This window comes from Gordonia sesuvii (genome assembly GCF_036350415.1).
In the GTDB taxonomy this organism is placed as follows: domain Bacteria; phylum Actinomycetota; class Actinomycetes; order Mycobacteriales; family Mycobacteriaceae; genus Gordonia; species Gordonia sesuvii.
Map to the genome: position 1 here is coordinate 376,891 of NZ_JAZDUF010000002.1, position 19,002 is coordinate 395,892.

The following is a 19,002-nucleotide window of genomic DNA, read 5'->3' on the forward strand; positions in this document are numbered from 1 at the left end:
CCGTCACGTCCGCACCGTGACGGTGTCGGTGCCGTCCGAACCCCCGAGACCCCAATTCGCGACTGCACCATGCATCACTTGTGGTGCCCTCCATCACTTGGACACCACACGCGACAACAGAACCGTACGTCACATCGAACACATCGGAAATCAGTAGTCACGAATTACATTGGCGTGATTACCAGGCAAAATGCCGTGAACTGGACGAAAGGCAACAGCGAGATCAAGGTCTCGAATTCGCAACGAAGGCGAATCTCGGGCGCGCCACATCCAGCGGGACGCCGCGCTCCGTGTATCTGCCTCCGGAGACCGCCGCCGACGATGCGGCGAAGAGCCTACGGGAGGTCGCGCGAGAGGTCGGTGGTCCCCGAACCGGCCGCAGACGACCCGGCGGCAGATGACGACGCCGACGACCCGGCGTCCGGCGCGTCCGCGCCGTCGCCCGAGCGCGAACGGCGGCTCGATCGCAGCCGGGCGAGAGCCGCACCGACGACGACCACGACGATCAATGCCAGGCTGATGACGGTCCAGTTCAGCGACGGCTCGTTCATCTGATCCCACATCTGCCGGGCGGCCAGCGGCGGATTGGTGAGCGTGAGGTTGTCGGTGGCCTCTTCCTGCTGGACCCGACTGAAATACGGCGAGGAACTGCCCACGGATTGGGGTCCGAGCACGATCACGGTGCCGCCCACCTCCGACTGCACCTCGGTCGCGACGTCGCGGTAGAACTCGAACTTGATCGGCCGTTCGATCACCACGAAGCTGACGTCGTGGCCGTCCGCCTCGGCGTCGGCGACCACCGCACGAAGGCCCTCGACCTGGTCGGCGGGCGCGGCGACGCCGTCGTCGCGGACATCGGCGAGAATCGCCGGCATGTCGATGTCCTCGGGGATGAGCGACGGCACCGGCAGCCCCATCGAGGGAAGGGCCAGCACCTGCTGTGTCGTCGCACCGGGGCTCATCTGGCCATCCTCACATCATTCCGCACCGACTCCCGGCAACGGGCCGCGAAGCGTGTCACGCGGTCGCCGGCGAGGTTTCGCGAGCATTAAATTCACACTGACACCAGCAGCTCGGCAAACCTCCTGCAGCACCGTACGACAGAATGGACGAGTCCGGAGAATCGCGGGTCCGTGTCGCAGCCCGAACGAACACGATGCGTCAGGCGGTTTGTTAACAGTACGTGCGTACTGTTAATATCGTGGGTGTCGTCACCGGTCGACGAACAGCGTCCCCGCTGGTCGATCACACCGGGCGGTGACAGCGATCGCAGCGAGATCACACGTTGCTGTAACCACCGACGCAGCCCGTCGGAGAAGCAGGCCGGCGCAGCCCGTCGGCACGTTGAGGAGAGTGGACAAGACGTGAGTATCGATTCCTTTGGCGCCCGCGGAACCCTTGAGGTGGGCGACAATTCGTACGAGATCTACCGACTGGGTGCCGTCAAGGGCACCGAGAAACTCCCTTATGCGTTGAAGGTCCTCGCCGAGAACCTGCTCCGCACCGAGGACAGCGCGAACATCACCAAACAGCACATCGAGGCGATCGCGAACTGGGACCCGAGCGCCGATCCGAGCATCGAGATCCAGTTCACGCCTGCACGTGTGATCATGCAGGACTTCACCGGCGTGCCGTGCATCGTGGACCTCGCGACCATGCGCGACGCCGTCAAGGAACTCGGCGGCGACCCGGACAAGGTGAACCCGCTCGCCCCTGCCGAGATGGTCATCGACCACTCGGTGATCATCGAGGCATTCGGCAACGCGCAGGCCTTCGAGCGCAACGTCGAGATCGAGTACCAGCGCAACGAAGAGCGCTACAAGTTCCTCCGCTGGGGCCAGGGCGCCTTCGACGACTTCCGCGTCGTGCCCCCGGGCACCGGCATCGTGCACCAGGTCAACATCGAGCACCTCGCGCGCTCGGTCATGGTGCGTGACGGCGTGGCCTACCCGGACACCTGCATCGGCACCGACTCGCACACCACCATGGAGAACGGTCTCGGCGTGCTCGGCTGGGGCGTCGGCGGCATCGAGGCCGAGGCCGCAATGCTCGGCCAGCCCGTCTCGATGCTCATTCCGCGTGTCGTCGGCTTCAAGCTGACCGGTGCCACCAAGCCCGGCGTCACCGCCACCGACGTGGTCCTCACCATCACCGACATGCTGCGCAAGCACGGTGTGGTCGGCAAGTTCGTCGAGTTCTACGGAAACGGCGTCGCCGAGGTGCCGCTGGCCAACCGCGCCACCATCGGCAACATGAGCCCCGAGTTCGGCTCCACCTGCGCGATGTTCCCGATCGACTCCGAGACCGTCAACTACCTCAAGCTGACCGGTCGCTCGCAGGAGACCCTGGACCTCGTCGAGGCCTACGCCAAGGAACAGGGCATGTGGCTGGAGAAGGACGCGGCCGAGGCGCAGTACTCCGAGTACATGGAGCTCGACCTGTCGACGGTCGTCCCGTCCATCGCCGGCCCGAAGCGTCCGCAGGACCGCATCGAGCTCTGGGATGCCAAGAACGCGTTCCGCAAGGACATCCACAACTACGTCGAAGAGGGCAACACCCCTGCCCACAACGGTGTCGACGAGGCCAACGAGGAGAGCTTCCCCGCCTCGGACGCACCGTCGGTGAGCCCCGACGCGGCCAAGCTGTCGTTCGCCGACGACGACGAACCCGCCCACAATGCGTCGAAGGGCGCCGAGGGTCGGCCGTCGAAGCCGGTCAAGGTGTCCTCGACCGAGCGCGGCGACATGGTTCTGGATCACGGCATCGTCACCATCGCGTCCATCACCAGTTGCACCAACACCTCGAACCCGTCGGTGATGCTCGGCGCCGGCCTGCTGGCGAAGAAGGCCGTGGAGAAGGGCCTCACCTCCAAGCCGTGGGTCAAGACCTCCATGGCCCCGGGTTCGCAGGTCGTGACCGGCTACTACGACAAGGCCGGACTGTGGCCGTACCTGGAGAAGCTGGGCTTCTTCCTCGTCGGTTACGGCTGCACCACGTGCATCGGCAACTCCGGTCCGCTGCCGGAGGAGATCAGCAAGGCGATCAACGACAACGACCTCACCGCCACCGCGGTGCTCTCGGGTAACCGCAACTTCGAGGGTCGCATCAACCCGGACGTCAAGATGAACTACCTGGCGTCGCCGCCGCTGGTCATCGCCTACGCGCTGGCCGGCACGATGGACTTCGACTTCGAGACCGATCCGCTCGGTACCGATGCCGACGGCAACGAGGTGTTCCTGAAGGACATCTGGCCGTCGAACGAGGAGATCCAGGAGACGATCGGGTCGTCGATCTCGGCCGAGCAGTACGCCGCCGACTACGCCGACGTCTTCAAGGGTGACGAGCGCTGGCGCAACCTGCCCACCCCGGACGGCAAGGTCTTCGAGTGGGACGACGAGTCCACCTACGTCCGTAAGCCCCCGTACTTCGAGGGCATGCAGTCCGAGCCGGCGCCGGTCGCCGACATCAAGGGCGCACGGGTGCTCGCCAAGCTGGGTGACTCGGTGACCACCGACCACATCTCCCCCGCGTCGACCATCAAGCCGGGTACGCCCGCCGCGCAGTATCTCGATTCGCACGGCGTGGCCCGCAAGGACTACAACTCGCTGGGTGCCCGCCGCGGCAACCACGAGGTGATGATCCGGTCGACGTTCGGCAACATCCGGCTGGCCAACCAGCTGGTGGACGTCACCGGTGGTTACACCCGCGACTTCACCCAGGAGGGCGGCCCGCAGTCGTTCATCTACGACGCCGCGCAGAACTACGCCGAGCAGGGCACCCCGCTGGTGGTGCTCGGTGGCAAGGAGTACGGCACCGGGTCGTCGCGTGACTGGGCGGCCAAGGGCACCCGCCTGCTGGGCGTCAAGGCGGTCATCACCGAGAGCTTCGAGCGCATCCACCGCTCGAACCTGATCGGTATGGGCGTCATCCCGCTGCAGTTCCCCGAGGGTGAATCGCATAAGTCGCTGGGCCTCGACGGCACCGAGACCTTCGACATCAGCGGTATCGAGGAGCTCAACAACGGCAAGACGCCGAAGACCGTGCATGTCACCGCGACCAAGGAGGACGGCGCGAAGGTCGAGTTCGATGCCGTGGTTCGCATCGACACGCCCGGCGAGGCCGACTACTACCGCAACGGAGGCATCCTGCAGTTCGTGCTGCGCAACATGATCAAGAGCTGACACCCCAGCTTCGACGAGACAGGGAGCACGCTCAGTGCCCAAGGTCAGTGATGACCGGCTGGCCGCGCGTCGTCGGGAGATTCTCGACGGCGCGCGGCATTGCTTCGCCGAGTACGGCTACGACGGCGCGACCGTCAAGCGGATCGAGGAGTCGACGGGCCTGTCGAGGGGCGCGATCTTCCACCACTTCCGCGACAAGGAAGCGCTGTTCCTGGCGCTTGCCCACGAAGACGCCGAGCGGATGGCCGACGTCGCCGCCGAACAGGGCCTCGTGCAGGTCATGCGTGACATGCTCGCGCGCCCACAGGATTTCGACTGGCTCGGGACGCGCCTGGAGATCGCCCGGAAGCTGCGCACCGACACCTCGTTTCGGACGGCGTGGTTGGCGCACTCGGCCGACGTCGAGGCGGCCACCCTCCGGCGACTCGAACGTGGACGACAAGCGGGCCGCCTTCGTGACGACGTCGACACAGAAGTCCTGGTGAAGTACCTCGACCTCGTCCTCGACGGACTGATCACCCGGCTCGCGTCGGGACAACCAACCGACGATCTGCACGCGGTCCTGGACCTGGTGGAGGAGTCGGTCCGCGTCGAGCGCTGATCCGCGCGCACCAGTCTCTTCGCTCCCCTATCGGAAGGGGTCGTGCGCTCGTACGATGAGCGGGTGACCCGTGCGACGTCGGGACGCACAGACATCACCCGCAGAGCCCTGCTGCAGGGCGCTGCGGGTGCGGGCGCGCTCGGCGCCATCGCCGCGGTCTCCGCACCCGGCAAGGCCGCCCCCGCACCCTCGGCCATCGTCGTCGGCAGCGGATTCGGCGGCGCCGTCGCAGCCCTCCGGCTCGGTCAGGCCGGAATCCGGACCACCGTCTTCGAACGCGGCCGGCGCTGGCCGATCCGCCCGGACGGCAACACTTTCGCCACCTTCACGAGCCCGGACAAGAGAGCCGCCTGGTTCAGCCGCACCGCCGGGATATCCGGCATCGTCCAGGTGCCGGTGGAGCCCTATCCGGGCGTGCTGGAGAAGGTCCAGGGCAACGGACTCGAGGCCGTGTACGGTGCCGGGGTCGGTGGCGGATCACTGGTGTTCGGCGCATTCTCCGCGCAGCCGGACAAGGCCGACTTCGACATGGTCTTCCCGGGCGGGACGGATTACGACGAACTGGCGGCGACCCACTACCCGCGGGCGCGACGGATGATCCGTGCGGCGCCGCTGCCGCCGGACATCCTCGCCCATCCGAACTACGTCGGCGCCCGATCGTGGATCACCACCGTCGACCGCTACGGGGTGGAGCCGACGTTCATCGACTACGCAGTGGACTGGGATATCGTCCGCCGCGAACTCGCCGGTGCCGCCCCGCCGGGGATCAGCATCGGCGACCTGTCCTACGGCGTGAACAGCGGCGCCAAGACATCGCTCGACCACAACTACCTGCCGGCCGCCGAGGCCACCGGCAACGTGTCCATCCGGCCGATGCACGAGGTCTTCGAGATCCGCACCCGCAGTCGGCGACCCGGCTTCCTCGTGCGAGCCCGGGTCATCGACGACCAACGACGGACGCTGCGGATCGTCACCACGGAGGCCGACTACCTGTTCATGGCCGCGGGCTCCTTCCACACGACCTCGCTGCTGGTCCGCGCCCGCGCGCAGGGACACCTCCCGCGCCTCTCCCCTCGTATCGGGGACGGGTACGGGGTGAACGGGGATTTCGTCATCCTGCGAACCCCTCTTCGCGATGCGTACGGACCGATTCAGGGCGGACCCGGCTACGGGCGGATCCGTGAGGATCGACTGCCCGGCGGGCCGGCAGCGATCGTCTATCAAGCCAGTCCGCTGCCGTCCCCTTTCGGCGGCACGGCTACGACGCACCTCATCCAGGTACACACCGACGAGCGCGGGACCATCGACTACGACCACTCGACGGGCGGAACACGGATGACCTATCCGTTCCCCGAGGGCACGAGCGTCCTCGACCGGCGTGCCGCGGCCTTCGCCGGCCATTTCCATCACATGACCGAGGCGCGCCACGGCTATCCGCAGTTCGGCGTACCAATCTACGGCCGAGCATTCGGATTCGGTTCGGGCAGCACGTATCACGCCCTTGGAGGCGTTGTGGTCGGCCAGGCCGCGACCCCCGACGGCGCGGTACGCGGCTACGACAATCTCTACGTCGTCGACGGCTCATTCGCCCCGGGCGCGGTCGGGCTCGTCAATCCGTCGCTGACCATTCTGGCCATGGCAGAGCGCACCATGGACCGGTTCCTCGCCACCCGTTGATGCTCGATATGGCGGCTCACCCGAAGAGCAAAGGTGATACAGATCACTCGAACGCCAGTAGGGTTGCCTAACCTAATTTAGGGCGGCTAACGTCCTGCGCGTGAACTCCGACATCCTGCGCACCTCGCCCTTGTCCCGACGAACCCTGATCCGATCGGCGGTCGGCCTCGGGGCGCTCGGAACGGTCGGAGCCGTCAACGTTCGTCCCGCTCACGCGGCGCCGGGCGGCAAGACCGCCATCGTGATCGGGACCGGATTCGGCGGATCGGTGGCGGCATTACGCCTCGGGCAGGCCGGCTTCACGACGACCGTGTTCGAGCGTGGCCGCCGATGGCCCATCCGACCGGACGGTGACACATTCGCGACGTTCACGCAAACCGACGGCCGCGCAGCATGGTTCAGCGACAGCGTGGGAATCAACTCCACCATCGGCATTCCGGTGGACCACTACCCCGGCATCCTCGACCGGATCAAGGGGAACGGCATCGACGCCGTGTACGGAACCGGTGTGGGTGGCGGATCCCTCGCCTTCGGCGCCTTCACGCCCGTGCCCCGCAAGAAGGACTTCGAGCACGTGTTCCCGGGCCGGGCCGGATACGACGAGCTTGCCTCCACCTACTATCCGCGAGCGACGAAGATGCTCAATGCGTCCGAGCTCCCGGCCGACATCATGGCGCACCCTCGCTACATCGGGACCCGGTCCTGGCGAGAAACCGTGCGCCGCTACGGCAAGGAGCCGGTGAGCTTCAACTATGCGATCGACTGGGACATCGTCCGAGCGGAGCTCGACGGCAGGGTGAAACCCTCCATCATCACCGGCGAACTGGGCTACGGCGTCAACAGCGGCGCCAAGAACTCGACCGACCGCAACTACCTTCCGGCGGCCGAGCGAACCGGGAACGTCACGATCAAACCGATGCACGAGGTCTTCGAGATCCGACCACGGGTGCGTCGCCCGGGGTTCGTCGTCAAGGCCCGCGTGATCGACTACGAGTACCGCACGGTCCGCGTGGTCACCGCCGAGGCCGACCACCTCTTCCTCGGTGCCGGTTCGTTCCACACGACCCGACTGCTGGTCGAGGCGCGCGCCAAGGGCACCCTGCCGAAACTCTCGGCGCGGATCGGTGACGGATTCGGGGCCAACGGCGATTTCCTCACCGCCCGAACAGCTCTCAGCGACGACTACGGAGACATCCAGGGCGGTCCGGGATTCGGTCGGCTCTACGAGGACGACCTCCCCGGCGGACCGGCCTCCATCGTCTACCACTCCACACCGTTGCCGTCGCCACTCGGCAAGGCCGCGACCACCAATCTGATCCAGGTTCACAGCGACGAACGCGGCACCATCGACTTCGATCACGCGTCGCGCACCGCCGAGATCAACTACCCGTTCCCCGAGGGAAGCGACCTCGACAGGCGCGGGATCGCATTCGCCGAGAGTTTCCGTCAGCGAGCGGAGACCCGGCATGGACGTCCCGGAGGCATCCCGATCTACTCGCGGGCAGCCGGCTTCGGGTCGGCCAGCACCTACCACGGTCTCGGCGGGGTGGTCATGGGCCGGGCGGCGGAGATGGACGGCGCGGTACGCGGATACGACAACCTCTACGTCGTGGACGGATCGTTCGTCCCCGGTGCCGTCGGCCTCGTGAACCCGTCGTTGACCATCACCGCGCTGGCCGAGCGCACGATGGACAGATTCGTCGCGTCCCACTGACACCGGTTCCGCGACCCGGCGCGGTCGTCGTGCGGTACTGTGAGCCAGGACACCGATCGATCGATCGGTAATACGGTTCGAAGTGCCGTCTATCTGTCAGAGGAGTACGAACGTTGTTCCCTGGAGTCTTCGCCAAGTCCACCCCGGACAAGCCCGCCGTCATCCGCGCCGCGACCGGTGAGCAGCTGACCTACCGCGAGTTGGACGAGAACTCGACCCGGATCGCCAACCACCTCGAGACACTCGGGCTCCGTCCGGGCGACACCATCGCGATGATCTCGCCCAACGACCTGCACATGTTCGAGGTCTACTGGGCCGCGCTGCGCAGCGGGCTCTACGTGACGGCGATCAATCATCACCTGACCGCCGTCGAGACCAACTACATCCTCGACGACTGCAACGCACAGGTCGTGTTCGCGAGCGCGGACGTCGCCGATGCCGTCGCGGAGACGACGTCGATCGCGGCACTGACGCAGGCGGGACATCGGATCGCTTGGGGCGGCCGGCTCGACGGGTTCGATGACTACGACGAGGTGTTGGCGTCGGCTTCCGACGCGCCACGCACCGACCAGCCGCGCGGTACCGACATGCTCTATTCCTCGGGCACCACCGGTCGCCCCAAGGGGATCCAGACGCCCCTGCCGCAGGGCCAGGTCGACGAGATCCCGGACACCTACACCGCGATCTTCGCCCCGATGTACGGGTTCGATACCGAGACCGTGTACCTGTCCCCTGCGCCGTTGTATCATGCTGCACCGCTTCGCTATTGCGGGACGACCAATTCCGTCGGCGGCACGGTGGTCTTCCTCGATCGCTTCGAGCCGGAGACCGCCCTGGGGGCGATCGAACAGTATCGGGCCACCCACAGCCAGTGGGTGCCGACGATGTTCATCCGGATGCTCAAGCTGCCCGAGGAGATCCGCGGAAAATACGACGTCAGCAGCATGAAACTCGCCGTACACGCCGCCGCCCCGTGCCCGGTGGAGGTCAAGCGCGCGATGATCGAATGGTGGGGCCCGGTGATCCACGAGTACTACGCGTCCACGGAGGCTGCCGGCGCCACGTTCATCGGTCCGCAGGAAGCGCTGGATCACCCCGGTTCGGTCGGGAAGCCGCTGCTGGGGATAGTTCGCGTCTGCGACGAGGACGGCGCCGAACTGCCCACCGGCGAAGTGGGGCTCGTGTACTTCGAACGTGAGGAAGTGCCCTTCCAGTACCACAACGACCCCGAGAAGACCCGGAAAGCACAGCATCCCGAGCACGAGAACTGGTCCACCACAGGCGATGTCGGTTATGTCGACGACGAGGGCTATCTCTACCTGACTGACCGCAAGGCATTCATGATCATCTCCGGCGGTGTCAACATCTACCCGCAGGAAGCGGAGAACGTGTTGATCAACCATCCGGCCGTGTTCGACGTGGCGGTCATCGGTGTCCCGGATGACGACCTCGGCGAGGTCGCCAAGGCCTGTGTACAGCTCGCACCCGAGTACGCGGCGTCGTCGCAGCTGACCGACGAACTGCTCGCCTTCACCAAGGAGTCGATCGCCGCGTACAAGGCGCCACGTTCGGTGGACTTCGTCGGCGATCTGCCGCGCACTCCGACCGGCAAGCTGGTGAAAGGCGAACTGCGCAAGCAGTACTGGCCGCAGAAGGTCTGATCAGGCGAGTTCGATGAGTTCCTGATACTCGTCGGACCAGTGGTCCTCGGTGCCGTCGGGCAGCAGGATCACGCGCTGCGGATCCAGTGCGGCAGCTGCACCGGGATCGTGGGTCACCAGCACCACGGCACCGGTGTAGCTGCGCAGCGCGTCGAGGACCTGTTCACGCGATATCGGGTCGAGGTTGTTGGTGGGCTCGTCGAGGAGCAACACGTTGGCCGCCGACGACACCAGCCCGGCCAGGGTGAGCCGGGTCTTCTCGCCACCCGAGAGCGTGCCGGCCGGCTGGTCGAGCTGCGCACCGCTGAACATGAACGCGCCCAGCAGTCCTCGTAGATCCTGCTCCCCCGCGTCCGGCGCGGCATGACGGATGTTCTCCCACACCGTCGCCATGTCGTCGAGCGTGTCGTGCTCCTGCGCGAAGTAGCCGACCTTGAGGCCGTAACCGGGCTCCAACCCGCCGCGGTCGGGATTCTCGACCCCGGCGAGCAACTTGAGCAAGGTCGTCTTGCCCGCGCCGTTGAGACCGAGAACCACCACTCGGCTGCCCTTGTCGATCGCCAGATCGACGCCGGTGAAGATCTCCAGTGACCCATACGTTTTCGTGAGACCACTGGCCATCAGCGGGGTCTTGCCACACGTCGCGGGCTCCGGGAATCGGATGCGCGCCGTGCGATCGGCCACCCGCTCCTCGTCGAGCGCGTCGATCATCCGGTCGGCGCGTTTGAGCATGTTCTGCGCCGCGGTCGCCTTCGTCGCCTTGGCCCCGAGCTTCGCCGCCTGCGCGCGCAATGCGCCGGCCTTCTTCTCGGCGTTGGCTCGTTCACGCTTCCGACGCTGCTCGTCGGTGGCCCGCGCATCGAGATAACGCTTCCAGCCCATGTTGTAGACATCGGCCTCGCCGCGGACCGCGTCGAGGAACCAGACCCGGTTCACCACGTCGGCCAGGAGGTCGACGTCGTGGCTGATCACCACCAGACCGCCCTCGTGGTTCTGCAGGAAACCACGAAGCCAGGTGATGGAGTCAGCGTCGAGGTGGTTGGTCGGCTCGTCGAGCAGAAGTGTGGTGTCCGACTTCCCGGAACCGTCGGACGCCGCGAAGAGGATGCGCGCCAGCTCGATGCGACGTCGCTGCCCGCCGGACAGCGTGCGCAGCGGCTGACCCAACACGCGGTCGGGCAGGCCGAGGCTGTGGCAGATGCGGGCCGCCTCGGACTCGGCCATGTAGCCGCCGAGGGAGGAGAACCGTTCTTCGAGTTGGCCGTACTTGCGGACCGCTTTGTCGCGGACCCGATCGTCGGCCGCCTCGGCCATCAGCGCCTGCTGTTTCTCCATCTGCCGGAGAATCGAGTCGAGGCCGCGTGCCGACAGGACGCGGTCCTTGGCGAGGACGTCGAGGTCGCCTTCCTTCGGGTCCTGCGGAAGGTAGCCGAGCTCTCCGCTGCGGATGATCTCCCCCGCGTAGGGGTCGGTCTCGCCCGCCAGAATCCTGAGGGTGGTGGTCTTGCCGGCGCCGTTGCGGCCGACGAGTCCAATCCGGTCCCCCGGCTGGATACGCAGCGCGTCTCCGGGCGCCGCCAGCAGGGTCCGCGCGCCCGCTCGAACTTCCAGGTCGGTCGCGGTGATCACGGCGAATCAGTCTACCCGGGTGACGCCAGAGGTTTCCCGGCTGACCCGGCCCCAACCGGTGACCCGGCGGATACGGTGAGGGCGTGAGTGAACCGGAACGCACCTCGACACTGATCTCCCCGTCCGCCGACCTGACCGGCAAGACCGCCGTGGTGACCGGCGCCAGCCGTGGAATCGGCCTGGCCATCGCCACCGAACTGGCCCGACGCGGCGCATCGGTCGTCATCACCGCCCGCAAACCGGAGCCCCTGGCGTCCGCCGCCGACGAGATCCGGGCGGCGGTCGACGGCGCCACCATCGTGGCGGCACCGGGCAATGCCGGTGACGAATCTCACCGCGCGGCAGCCGTCGCCGAGGCCGTCGCACTCGGCGGCGTCGACATCCTGGTGAACAACACCGGCATCAACCCCATCATGGGTCCGTTGATGGATGCCGACCTGAATGCGGTCCGCAAGATCTTCGATGTCAACGTCGCCGGCACCCTCGGGTTCATCCAGGAGGCCTATCGGGCCGGGATGCGCGACACGGGCGGCTCGATCGTCAACATCTCCTCGGTGGCGGGACTCCGGTCCACCGGTGCGATCGGCGCGTACGGGGCGTCGAAGGCGGCGCTGATCCGGCTCACCGAAGAGCTCGCATGGGAGCTCGGACCACGTATCCGGGTGAACGCGATCGCCCCATCGGTCGTGCGGACGCAATTCGCGTCCGGACTGATCGCGGGTGACAACGAGGCCCGCGTCGCCGCGGGTTACCCGATGGACCGCATCGGTGAACCCGAGGACGTCGCCCGAGCGGTGGCCTTCCTCGCGGGTGACGAATCGGCCTGGATCACCGGTGAGACCATTCGGGTGGACGGCGGCATGATGGCCACCGGCGGTGCGTGACCGCGTGCGGCGCATGACCTCTGGCCGCATGTGACCCGTCGCGTCACGGTACTGGGGGCGGGGCCGGCGGGTCGCGGCGTCGCCCATCGCATGATGGTCGCCGGCCTCGACGTGACGGTTGTCGAGGCACACCCCGACCGGGAATGGCGTGCGACCTACGCCTGCTGGAGTGACGAACTCCCGGCGTGGCTGGATCCGACCGCGATTGCCGCTCAGGTCGACTCGGTACGCGTGATCGGCACGACCGACGTCGAGGTCGACCGGGGCTACACCGTTTGTGACACGGCGGCGTTGCAACGCGGCCTGACCCTCGACGACGCGCGCGTTCTCCAGGGACGCGTCGCCGCAGTCGACGGCGACCGGGTCCGGCTGGCGGACGGGACATCCATCGCCGGAGACGTGGTGATCGATTGCCGCGGTACCGCGATCAAGGACGCGCCACGGCAGACCGCATTCGGGATCGTCGTCGACGCGGCCACCGCCGAGCGATACCTGGACGGCGCAGCCGCCGTGATCATGGATTGGCGCGCCGGTCAGGTCGCGAACCGCGACGAACTCCCGAGCTTTCTCTACGCCGTCCCGCTCGGCCAGGGCGAGTTCCTCCTCGAGGAGACGTGCCTGGCCGGGCATCCGGCGCTGCCTCTCGACGAACTGGAACGCCGACTGTACGGCCGCCTCGGCTCCCTCGCCGACGGCGCGCGTCGCACCGAACGCGTGACCTTTCCGCTGATCGCGGCCGATCGGAGGCCGTGGCGCGGCCGACCGTTCCCGTTCGGCGCCGCAGGCGGATTCGTCCATCCGACGACCGGCTACAGCGTCGCCGCTGCGCTGCGGACCGCCGATGACCTGGTCGGCGCGGTGCTCGACGGCGCTGACCCCGCCCGCCGGCTCTGGTCGCCACCCGCGCGAGCCGTCTATGACCTTCGGCTACGCGGGCTCGGTGTGCTGCTGCGCCTCGATCCGATCCAGACCACACGGTTCTTCGAGGCATTCTTCGCGATGCCGGTCGCCCGACAGCGCAGCTACCTGAGCGAGCGCGACGATCTGGCGGGAACACTCGGCGCCATGTCCCGGGTATTCGGTCGTCTCGACAACTCGTTGCGAGCAACCGTTGCGCGTGCGAGCGCGGCATCGCCGAGCGCGAGCATCCCCGGTTGGGATGCCAGCTGAGCGTCACCTACACTAGGTTAGCCTTGCCTCACACGGGGCCTGTCCTTATCTTCAGAGGAGACGATCGGTGCCCCCTCCCGCCGCCGGCGCCCCCGGTCCCGTCACGCCGCAGACTCCCAGCTCGTGCGCTGATCCGGTCAGTCTCTGCGTCGTGATCTGCTGCTACACGGCCGAACGCTGGGACATCGCGGCGCGCGGGATGGATGCGGTCGCCCATCAGCTCGGTGCCGACGACCGGCTGATCGTCGTCGTCGACCACAACGAGGACCTCCGTCGGCGCCTGCAGAGGCGATTCGACGGCGATGCCACCCCTGCCGCGTTGCGCGCCGATCAGATCGTGATCGCCGACAACACGTTCGCGAACGGTTTGTCGGGCGCACGCAACGCGGGTTTGGCACTCGCGACCGAGGATGTCGTGGTGTTTCTCGACGACGACGCCGTCGCCAGGCCTGACGCACTGTCGGAGGTCCGGGCCGCCTTCGCCGACGAGACGACCCTCTCGATCGGCGGCGGCGTGTACGCGGACTGGGCCGGCGCCACGCCCGGCTGGTTCCCCGACGAGTTCGGTTGGGTCGTCGGCTGCGACTATCGCGGGATCGCCGCCGACGGCGCCGAGATCCGCAACCCGATCGGCGCCGCCATGGCGGCACGCCGAGCCGAACTCACCAAGATCGGCGGCTTCGACAGCGAACTCGGCAGAGTCGGCTCCGTGCCCGCGGGCTGCGAGGAGACGCTGATGGGCATCGAGCTGCGTCGGACGTTTCCCGACGGACACATCCTGCGACGAAGCGCGTTCGGCGTCGACCATCGCGTCCCGGAAAACCGGGCCGACCTCCGCTATTTCCTCTCTCGATGCCGCCACGAGGGGCAGTCGAAAGCGGTGCTCAGCAAGTTGGCCGGTCCCTCCAGCGCACTGTCGGCCGAGGTGACGTTCGTGGCGACCACACTGACGTCCGGAGTCGCCCGCTATCTCGGGCAACTGGTCCGCGGAGACCTGGCGGCGGCATCCCGGCTGATCATGCTGCTCGTCGGGTTCGCGATGACCGTGTTCGGCACAGCGGTCGGCACGGTGACCGGCCGCGCATCGATCACGCCCGAGCCGGCCACTCCCCCGAATGATCCGGTGTCCGTCGACGATCTCGTGTCCGTCGTCATCCCGACAGTGGGCCGCGACTTCCTGCCGTCCACGGTGCACGCCGTCCTGGCCCAGGATCACCCGAACCTCGAAGTCATCGTCGTGGACAATCGTCCGGAGCGGGGAGATGCGCGCACGCTGGTCGCCGGCATCACCGACGCCCGACTCCGCGTGGTCGATCAGCCACACCCTGGCGTCTCCGCCGCCCGCAACGCGGGTATCGCGGCCGCGAACGGTCGGGTGATCGCGTTCACCGACGACGACGCCATCCCGCACGTCGACTGGGTGACCCGGATGGTGCAGACCTTCGCCGCCGACACCACGGGCACCCTCGGCGTGGTCAGCGGCCGGGTGTTCACCGCCGAGTCGACCAATGAGATCCAGAACTGGTTCGAGGCGACCGGCATGTTCGACAAGGGCCCCGATCCCACCGTGTGGTCGATGAATCCCACTGCGGCGCATCAGGCCCTCGGCGACGAGGGTCCGACCGGGGTGTTCTTCCCCTACGTCGCGGGACAATTCGGGTCCGGCAACAACATGGCCTTCACCCGCGAGGCGCTGACGTCCATCGGCGGCTTCGACGAACGACTCGGAACCGGTACGCCTTCGAGGGGCGGCGAAGATCTCGACAGCTTCCGAGCCGCGATCCTCGAGGGATGGACGATCTGCTACCGCCCCGAGATGATCGTGCGCCATCATCACCGGGACACCATGGCCGCGCTCCGTGCCCAGTGCTACGGATATGGCACTGGCATGGCGGCGTCGTTGACGAAGGTGCTGGGATCGCGCCATGCGCTGGGCGTCCTCAAGTGCATGCCGCTGGGTTTGTGGTTGGTGTTCTCCCCCAAATCGTCCCGCAACGACATCTTCCCGGACGCCTGGCCGCGGCATCTGCGCGTGATCGAGCAGTTGGGCTATCTCGCGGGCCCGCTGCTCTATCTGCGAACCCACGCGCGGTTGCGCAGCCGACGCCGGTGCAGCACACCGAGCGGAAAGCCGTGAGCCTCACGGTTTCCGATCGCGCCGACGCACCGGTCAAGGAGTCGCCGATCGCCTACGGCTGGTCGCCGCGCTTCGGATTGGCATTCAGTGTCGTTCTCGCCTGCGCGTCACTCGTCCTCACCCTCCTGCAATCGGCGGCACCCGACGGCCTCCCGCCCACCGCGATCAGGGTCGTCGTGGTCGTGGCAGCGGTGCTGTTCCTGCCGGGAATCCCGGTCGTCGTGGCGCTCCGCATCCCGGGGCGGGCACTGAGCACCGTCCTCGCCGTCTCGGTGTCGGTGTCGGTCAATGCCCTTGCGACACAGGTGAGCATCGTCGCCGAGTGGTGGAGCCCGCTGCGCACCCAGACAGTTCTACTCGCCATCAGCCTGCTCGCCTGCGCGCTCGCACGTCGCACGGTCGCCGACCGCACGGTCACGGGTCGTACCGGATTGGGCCGCGGCTCCTGGACCGGCCGCCGCGGCATCGAACTACTCGTCCTGGCCGTCGCCGTGGTGCTGTTCGTCGCCAGTGCACGACAGATCGACGTGCTCGACGCCGGCCGATTCGGAGTCATCACCGAAGTCGGTCCGTGGTACGTGATCGGAATCATCCTGATCGCCGGTGTCGTGGTGTCGGCGCTGCGCGCACGGCGACTGGACACCGTCGTGCTCAGCGCTACGACCACCGCCATCATCACCTACAACACGATGCTCGTCGGAATGGCGACCGGGCACACCTCGATCCCGACGTCCTTCGTGCACCGAGGATTCGTCGCGGTGCTCGCCGAATCGCACCATCTCCCCCCGCAGATCGATGCGCGCTTCAGTTGGGCGGGCTTCTTCTCGCTGAGCGCGCACGTACAGACCCTCACCGGCCTGCCCGACATCACGGACCTGATGGTGTGGGCACCGTTGGTGTCCGGGGTGATCTTGTCGTTCGGGCTCTACGCCGTCGCCATCGCGATCACCGGGCGGGCCCGGATCGCATGGCTCGCGGTGTTCCTCTATCACGGCACGAACTGGTACCAGCAGGACTATTTCGCACCACAGGCGATGGCGATGATCGGTTACACCGCGATCATCGCGACACTGTTCTGGCAGTTGCGCAGAGCTCCGCTCCCGCCCCTCGACGGCACCACCCGCATCGCACGTGTCCGCCAGTCGCTCGCCCGCACGCCGGGGCTCGTGCCCGGCTTCGGCCCCGGCCGGACCTTGGCCATCGGCGCCGTGCTGCTGCTGATCATCACCGCCAACACGGTGTCACACCAGATGACCCCCATGCTGACCATTCTGGCTCTGGCCGCGTTCGCCGCCGCGGGCGCGACTCGCTACCGAACCCTGTGGCTGGCAGCGGGTCTCATCTTCGCCGCGTGGTTCACCTACGGCGCAACGGATTACTGGTGGGGCCACCTGCCGGCGGTCGTCAGCGAGATCGGCCAGGTCGGGCAGTCGGTGAACGCCGGCGTCGGCGACCGTCTCAGCGGCGACCCTGTCTATCAACGCATGCAATACCTGCGGATGGCCGCTTCCGGCGGTTTTGTCCTGCTGGCGTTCTTCGGGTGGTGCGTGTGGCGCCACAAACGCGCGTGGGCCGTCGGCGGCCTGGTGTGCGCGGCACCGTTCGTCCTGGTGTTCCTGCAGAGCTACGGCGGCGAGATGATCATCCGCGCATTCCTCCTCGCCTCTCCGACCGTGGCGCCGTTCGCCGCCCTCGCGCTCGCGCTGATCGCCCCGCGGGTGCGCTCCTGGTACCGACCGGCCGTGGTGGCGGTGGCCGTCGTCGCAGTCACGCTGGTCGGATTGGTGGAGACCACCAACCGCGGCCTCAACACCGCCTTCGAGGCGTCGACGCGCGACGAGGTGGTCGTGACCGATGTGCTCGTCGATCAGGCGCCCCCCGAGACGCGGGTCATGAGTTTCGGTTACGCACCGCAGAGCGTGGGCGTCCGACGCATCCTGGGTCCGAACGGTCCCGAATTCTTCTCTGTCGACAGCTACTCGTGCCTCGACGACCTGTCCGTGTGTTCGACAGAGCGGATGCCCGACTACATCTACATCCCTCGTCAGGGCCTGCAGATGATGGCGTTGCAGTACGGGGTGTCGCTGCCCGAAGTGCACGACGAGATCGATGCGATCATCGCCTCCGGTGACTACGTGACGGATGTCAGCACACCGTCGGTGACGGTTCTGCGACGCACCACCGCACCGTCGATCGACTATTCCGACGTCCTCGGCGCCAACTACGAACGCGAATGGAACTGACATGCCGACCTTCTTCTTCGTCACCGCAGGTCTGCTCCTGCTGTGCGCAGATCTGTTGCGCGAGTTCGAGGTCGGCTCAGCGGGAACGATCGGCCGCAGCGCCACCGCACACCGGCTGACGATCGCGGTGGCGGTCTGCACCGTGATCACCGCCTACTTCACCCTCATGCGTTTGGCCGAGGCACTGTGACACCACTGCGACCTCAGCGGCTCCTGCGTGCAGCCCTGGTGGCAGTGGTCGCCGCGGCGTCCGGAGCATGCAGCACGATGTCATCGGCGGACGACCGCCCTGGCGAATCCGAGCCCACGTCGACCTGCGTGGCCCCGGGCTCGGTCAGCGGTGTCGGCGCTCCCTCCTCGGCCGGCCCGGCCTGGCAGCAGACGTTCGTCGACGAGTTCGACAGGTGTGCGCTCGGTGACGACTGGGGAACCTACTCGGGCAGCCCTGGCGGCAATCCGGTCGGCGAATGGGATGGGTCGATGGTCTCGGTGGTCGACGGGACGCTGCGCCTCGGTGCGGAGCGCACGTCCTCCGGGTGGGTAACCGGCGGGGTGTCCAATTACCCGGTGACACAGACCTACGGTCGTTGGGAGGTGCGGATGCGCGCCGACCGCAGCGCGGACCTGTCGTACCACCTGCTGCTCTGGCCGAAGAACGAACAGTGGCCGCCCGAGATCGATTTCGCGGAATCGGTGTCGCCGGAGCGAACCGAGATGTCGGCGTTCGTGCACTGGAAGCAGGACGGGGAGAACCGAAAGGCGAACGCCGACACAGACGGCCGCTTCGACCAGTGGCACACCGTCGGGGTCGAGTGGCTTCCCGGGCTCATCCGTTACCTGCTCGATGGGGAGGTCTGGGCGGAGGCTCGGTCGTCGACGATGGTGCCGAGCACGCCGATGTGGCTGGGCATGCAGGTCGAGGCCGGAGCCTGTGAACGCCGCGAGGACTGGGGGATGTCACCGTGCGCCGACGACGAACCGCGGCCACAGAGCGCCGCGGTCGAGATCGACTGGGTGGCCGTCTACCGACCGAGTGCGGACTTCGCCGCGAACGCCGGCGAGTACTTCCTCCCGACACCGGGAGCGATCCAGATCAGCGACTGAA

General features: G+C 67.2%; 13 protein-coding genes. 11 read left to right on the forward strand and 2 right to left on the reverse strand.

The annotated features are described in order from the left end of the window. Positions 1–335 precede the first annotated feature (335 nt). Positions 336–962 (reverse strand): Rv1476 family membrane protein, encoded by a 627-nt coding sequence (locus VZC37_RS08500; protein ID WP_330432032.1) that lies wholly within the window; start codon positions 960–962, stop codon positions 336–338. Between the two features lie 402 nt (positions 963–1,364). On the opposite strand from VZC37_RS08500, the gene VZC37_RS08505 reads away from it, so the two are divergent. The 5 genes from VZC37_RS08505 (at position 1,365) to VZC37_RS08525 (ending at position 9,834) form a co-directional block, all read left to right on the forward strand. After that, positions 1,365–4,181 carry an aconitate hydratase gene (locus tag VZC37_RS08505; protein WP_330432033.1) on the forward strand — a complete coding sequence of 939 codons (2,817 nt, stop codon included), beginning with the start codon at positions 1,365–1,367 and terminating at the stop codon, positions 4,179–4,181. 34 nt (positions 4,182–4,215) lie between these two features. Then, positions 4,216–4,782, forward strand: coding sequence for a TetR/AcrR family transcriptional regulator (locus VZC37_RS08510; RefSeq protein ID WP_330432034.1), 567 nt, complete (start codon positions 4,216–4,218; stop codon positions 4,780–4,782). A gap of 63 nt (positions 4,783–4,845) precedes the next feature. After that, a complete protein-coding gene (locus VZC37_RS08515) occupies positions 4,846–6,459 on the forward strand; it encodes a GMC oxidoreductase (protein WP_330432035.1) in 1,614 nt (537 codons plus the stop codon). A 100-nt stretch (positions 6,460–6,559) separates the two neighbouring features. After that, on the forward strand, positions 6,560–8,173 hold the full coding sequence (locus VZC37_RS08520; protein ID WP_330432036.1) for a GMC oxidoreductase: 1,614 nt from the start codon (positions 6,560–6,562) through the stop codon (positions 8,171–8,173). A 113-nt stretch (positions 8,174–8,286) separates the two neighbouring features. Beyond that, the gene (locus tag VZC37_RS08525) at positions 8,287–9,834 is read left to right on the forward strand and encodes an acyl-CoA synthetase (RefSeq protein ID WP_330432037.1); all 1,548 of its coding nucleotides are present in this window, start codon (positions 8,287–8,289) and stop codon (positions 9,832–9,834) included. On the opposite strand, the gene VZC37_RS08530 is transcribed toward VZC37_RS08525, so the two are convergent. Further along, positions 9,835–11,463 (reverse strand): ABC-F family ATP-binding cassette domain-containing protein, encoded by a 1,629-nt coding sequence (locus tag VZC37_RS08530; RefSeq protein WP_330432038.1) that lies wholly within the window; start codon positions 11,461–11,463, stop codon positions 9,835–9,837. Positions 11,464–11,546: 83 nt separating this feature from the next. Between VZC37_RS08530 and VZC37_RS08535 the strand changes: the two genes are divergently transcribed. The 6 genes from VZC37_RS08535 (at position 11,547) to VZC37_RS08560 (ending at position 19,001) form a co-directional block, all read left to right on the forward strand. Continuing rightward, complete coding sequence (locus VZC37_RS08535; protein ID WP_330432039.1) at positions 11,547–12,347, forward strand: SDR family oxidoreductase; 801 nt, start codon at positions 11,547–11,549, stop codon at positions 12,345–12,347. 30 nt (positions 12,348–12,377) lie between these two features. Further along, entirely contained in the window at positions 12,378–13,517 is a 1,140-nt protein-coding gene (locus VZC37_RS08540; protein WP_330432040.1) for a lycopene cyclase family protein, read from the forward strand. A 67-nt stretch (positions 13,518–13,584) separates the two neighbouring features. Continuing rightward, entirely contained in the window at positions 13,585–15,654 is a 2,070-nt protein-coding gene (locus tag VZC37_RS08545) for a glycosyltransferase family 2 protein (RefSeq protein WP_330432041.1), read from the forward strand. Continuing rightward, on the forward strand, positions 15,651–17,897 hold the full coding sequence (locus tag VZC37_RS08550) for a hypothetical protein (protein WP_330432042.1): 2,247 nt from the start codon (positions 15,651–15,653) through the stop codon (positions 17,895–17,897). Before VZC37_RS08545 ends, VZC37_RS08550 begins: the two co-directional genes overlap by 4 nt. Before the next feature lies 1 nt (position 17,898). Then, positions 17,899–18,087: a hypothetical protein gene (locus VZC37_RS08555; RefSeq protein ID WP_330432043.1), complete on the forward strand. Its 189-nt coding sequence runs from the start codon at positions 17,899–17,901 to the stop codon at positions 18,085–18,087. A gap of 77 nt (positions 18,088–18,164) precedes the next feature. Continuing rightward, positions 18,165–19,001, forward strand: coding sequence for a glycoside hydrolase family 16 protein (locus VZC37_RS08560; protein WP_330432044.1), 837 nt, complete (start codon positions 18,165–18,167; stop codon positions 18,999–19,001). The last annotated feature ends 1 nt before the right edge of the window (position 19,002 follow it).

What these genes read in the sequence shown, in the direction of transcription:
- VZC37_RS08500 (WP_330432032.1), bottom strand. Translation starts at nt 962, where the DNA reads ATGAGCCCCGGTGCGACGACACAGCAGGTGCTGGCCCTTCCCTCGATG.
- VZC37_RS08555 (WP_330432043.1), top strand. Translation starts at nt 17,899, where the DNA reads ATGCCGACCTTCTTCTTCGTCACCGCAGGTCTGCTCCTGCTGTGCGCA.
- VZC37_RS08560 (WP_330432044.1), top strand. Translation starts at nt 18,165, where the DNA reads ATGTCATCGGCGGACGACCGCCCTGGCGAATCCGAGCCCACGTCGACC.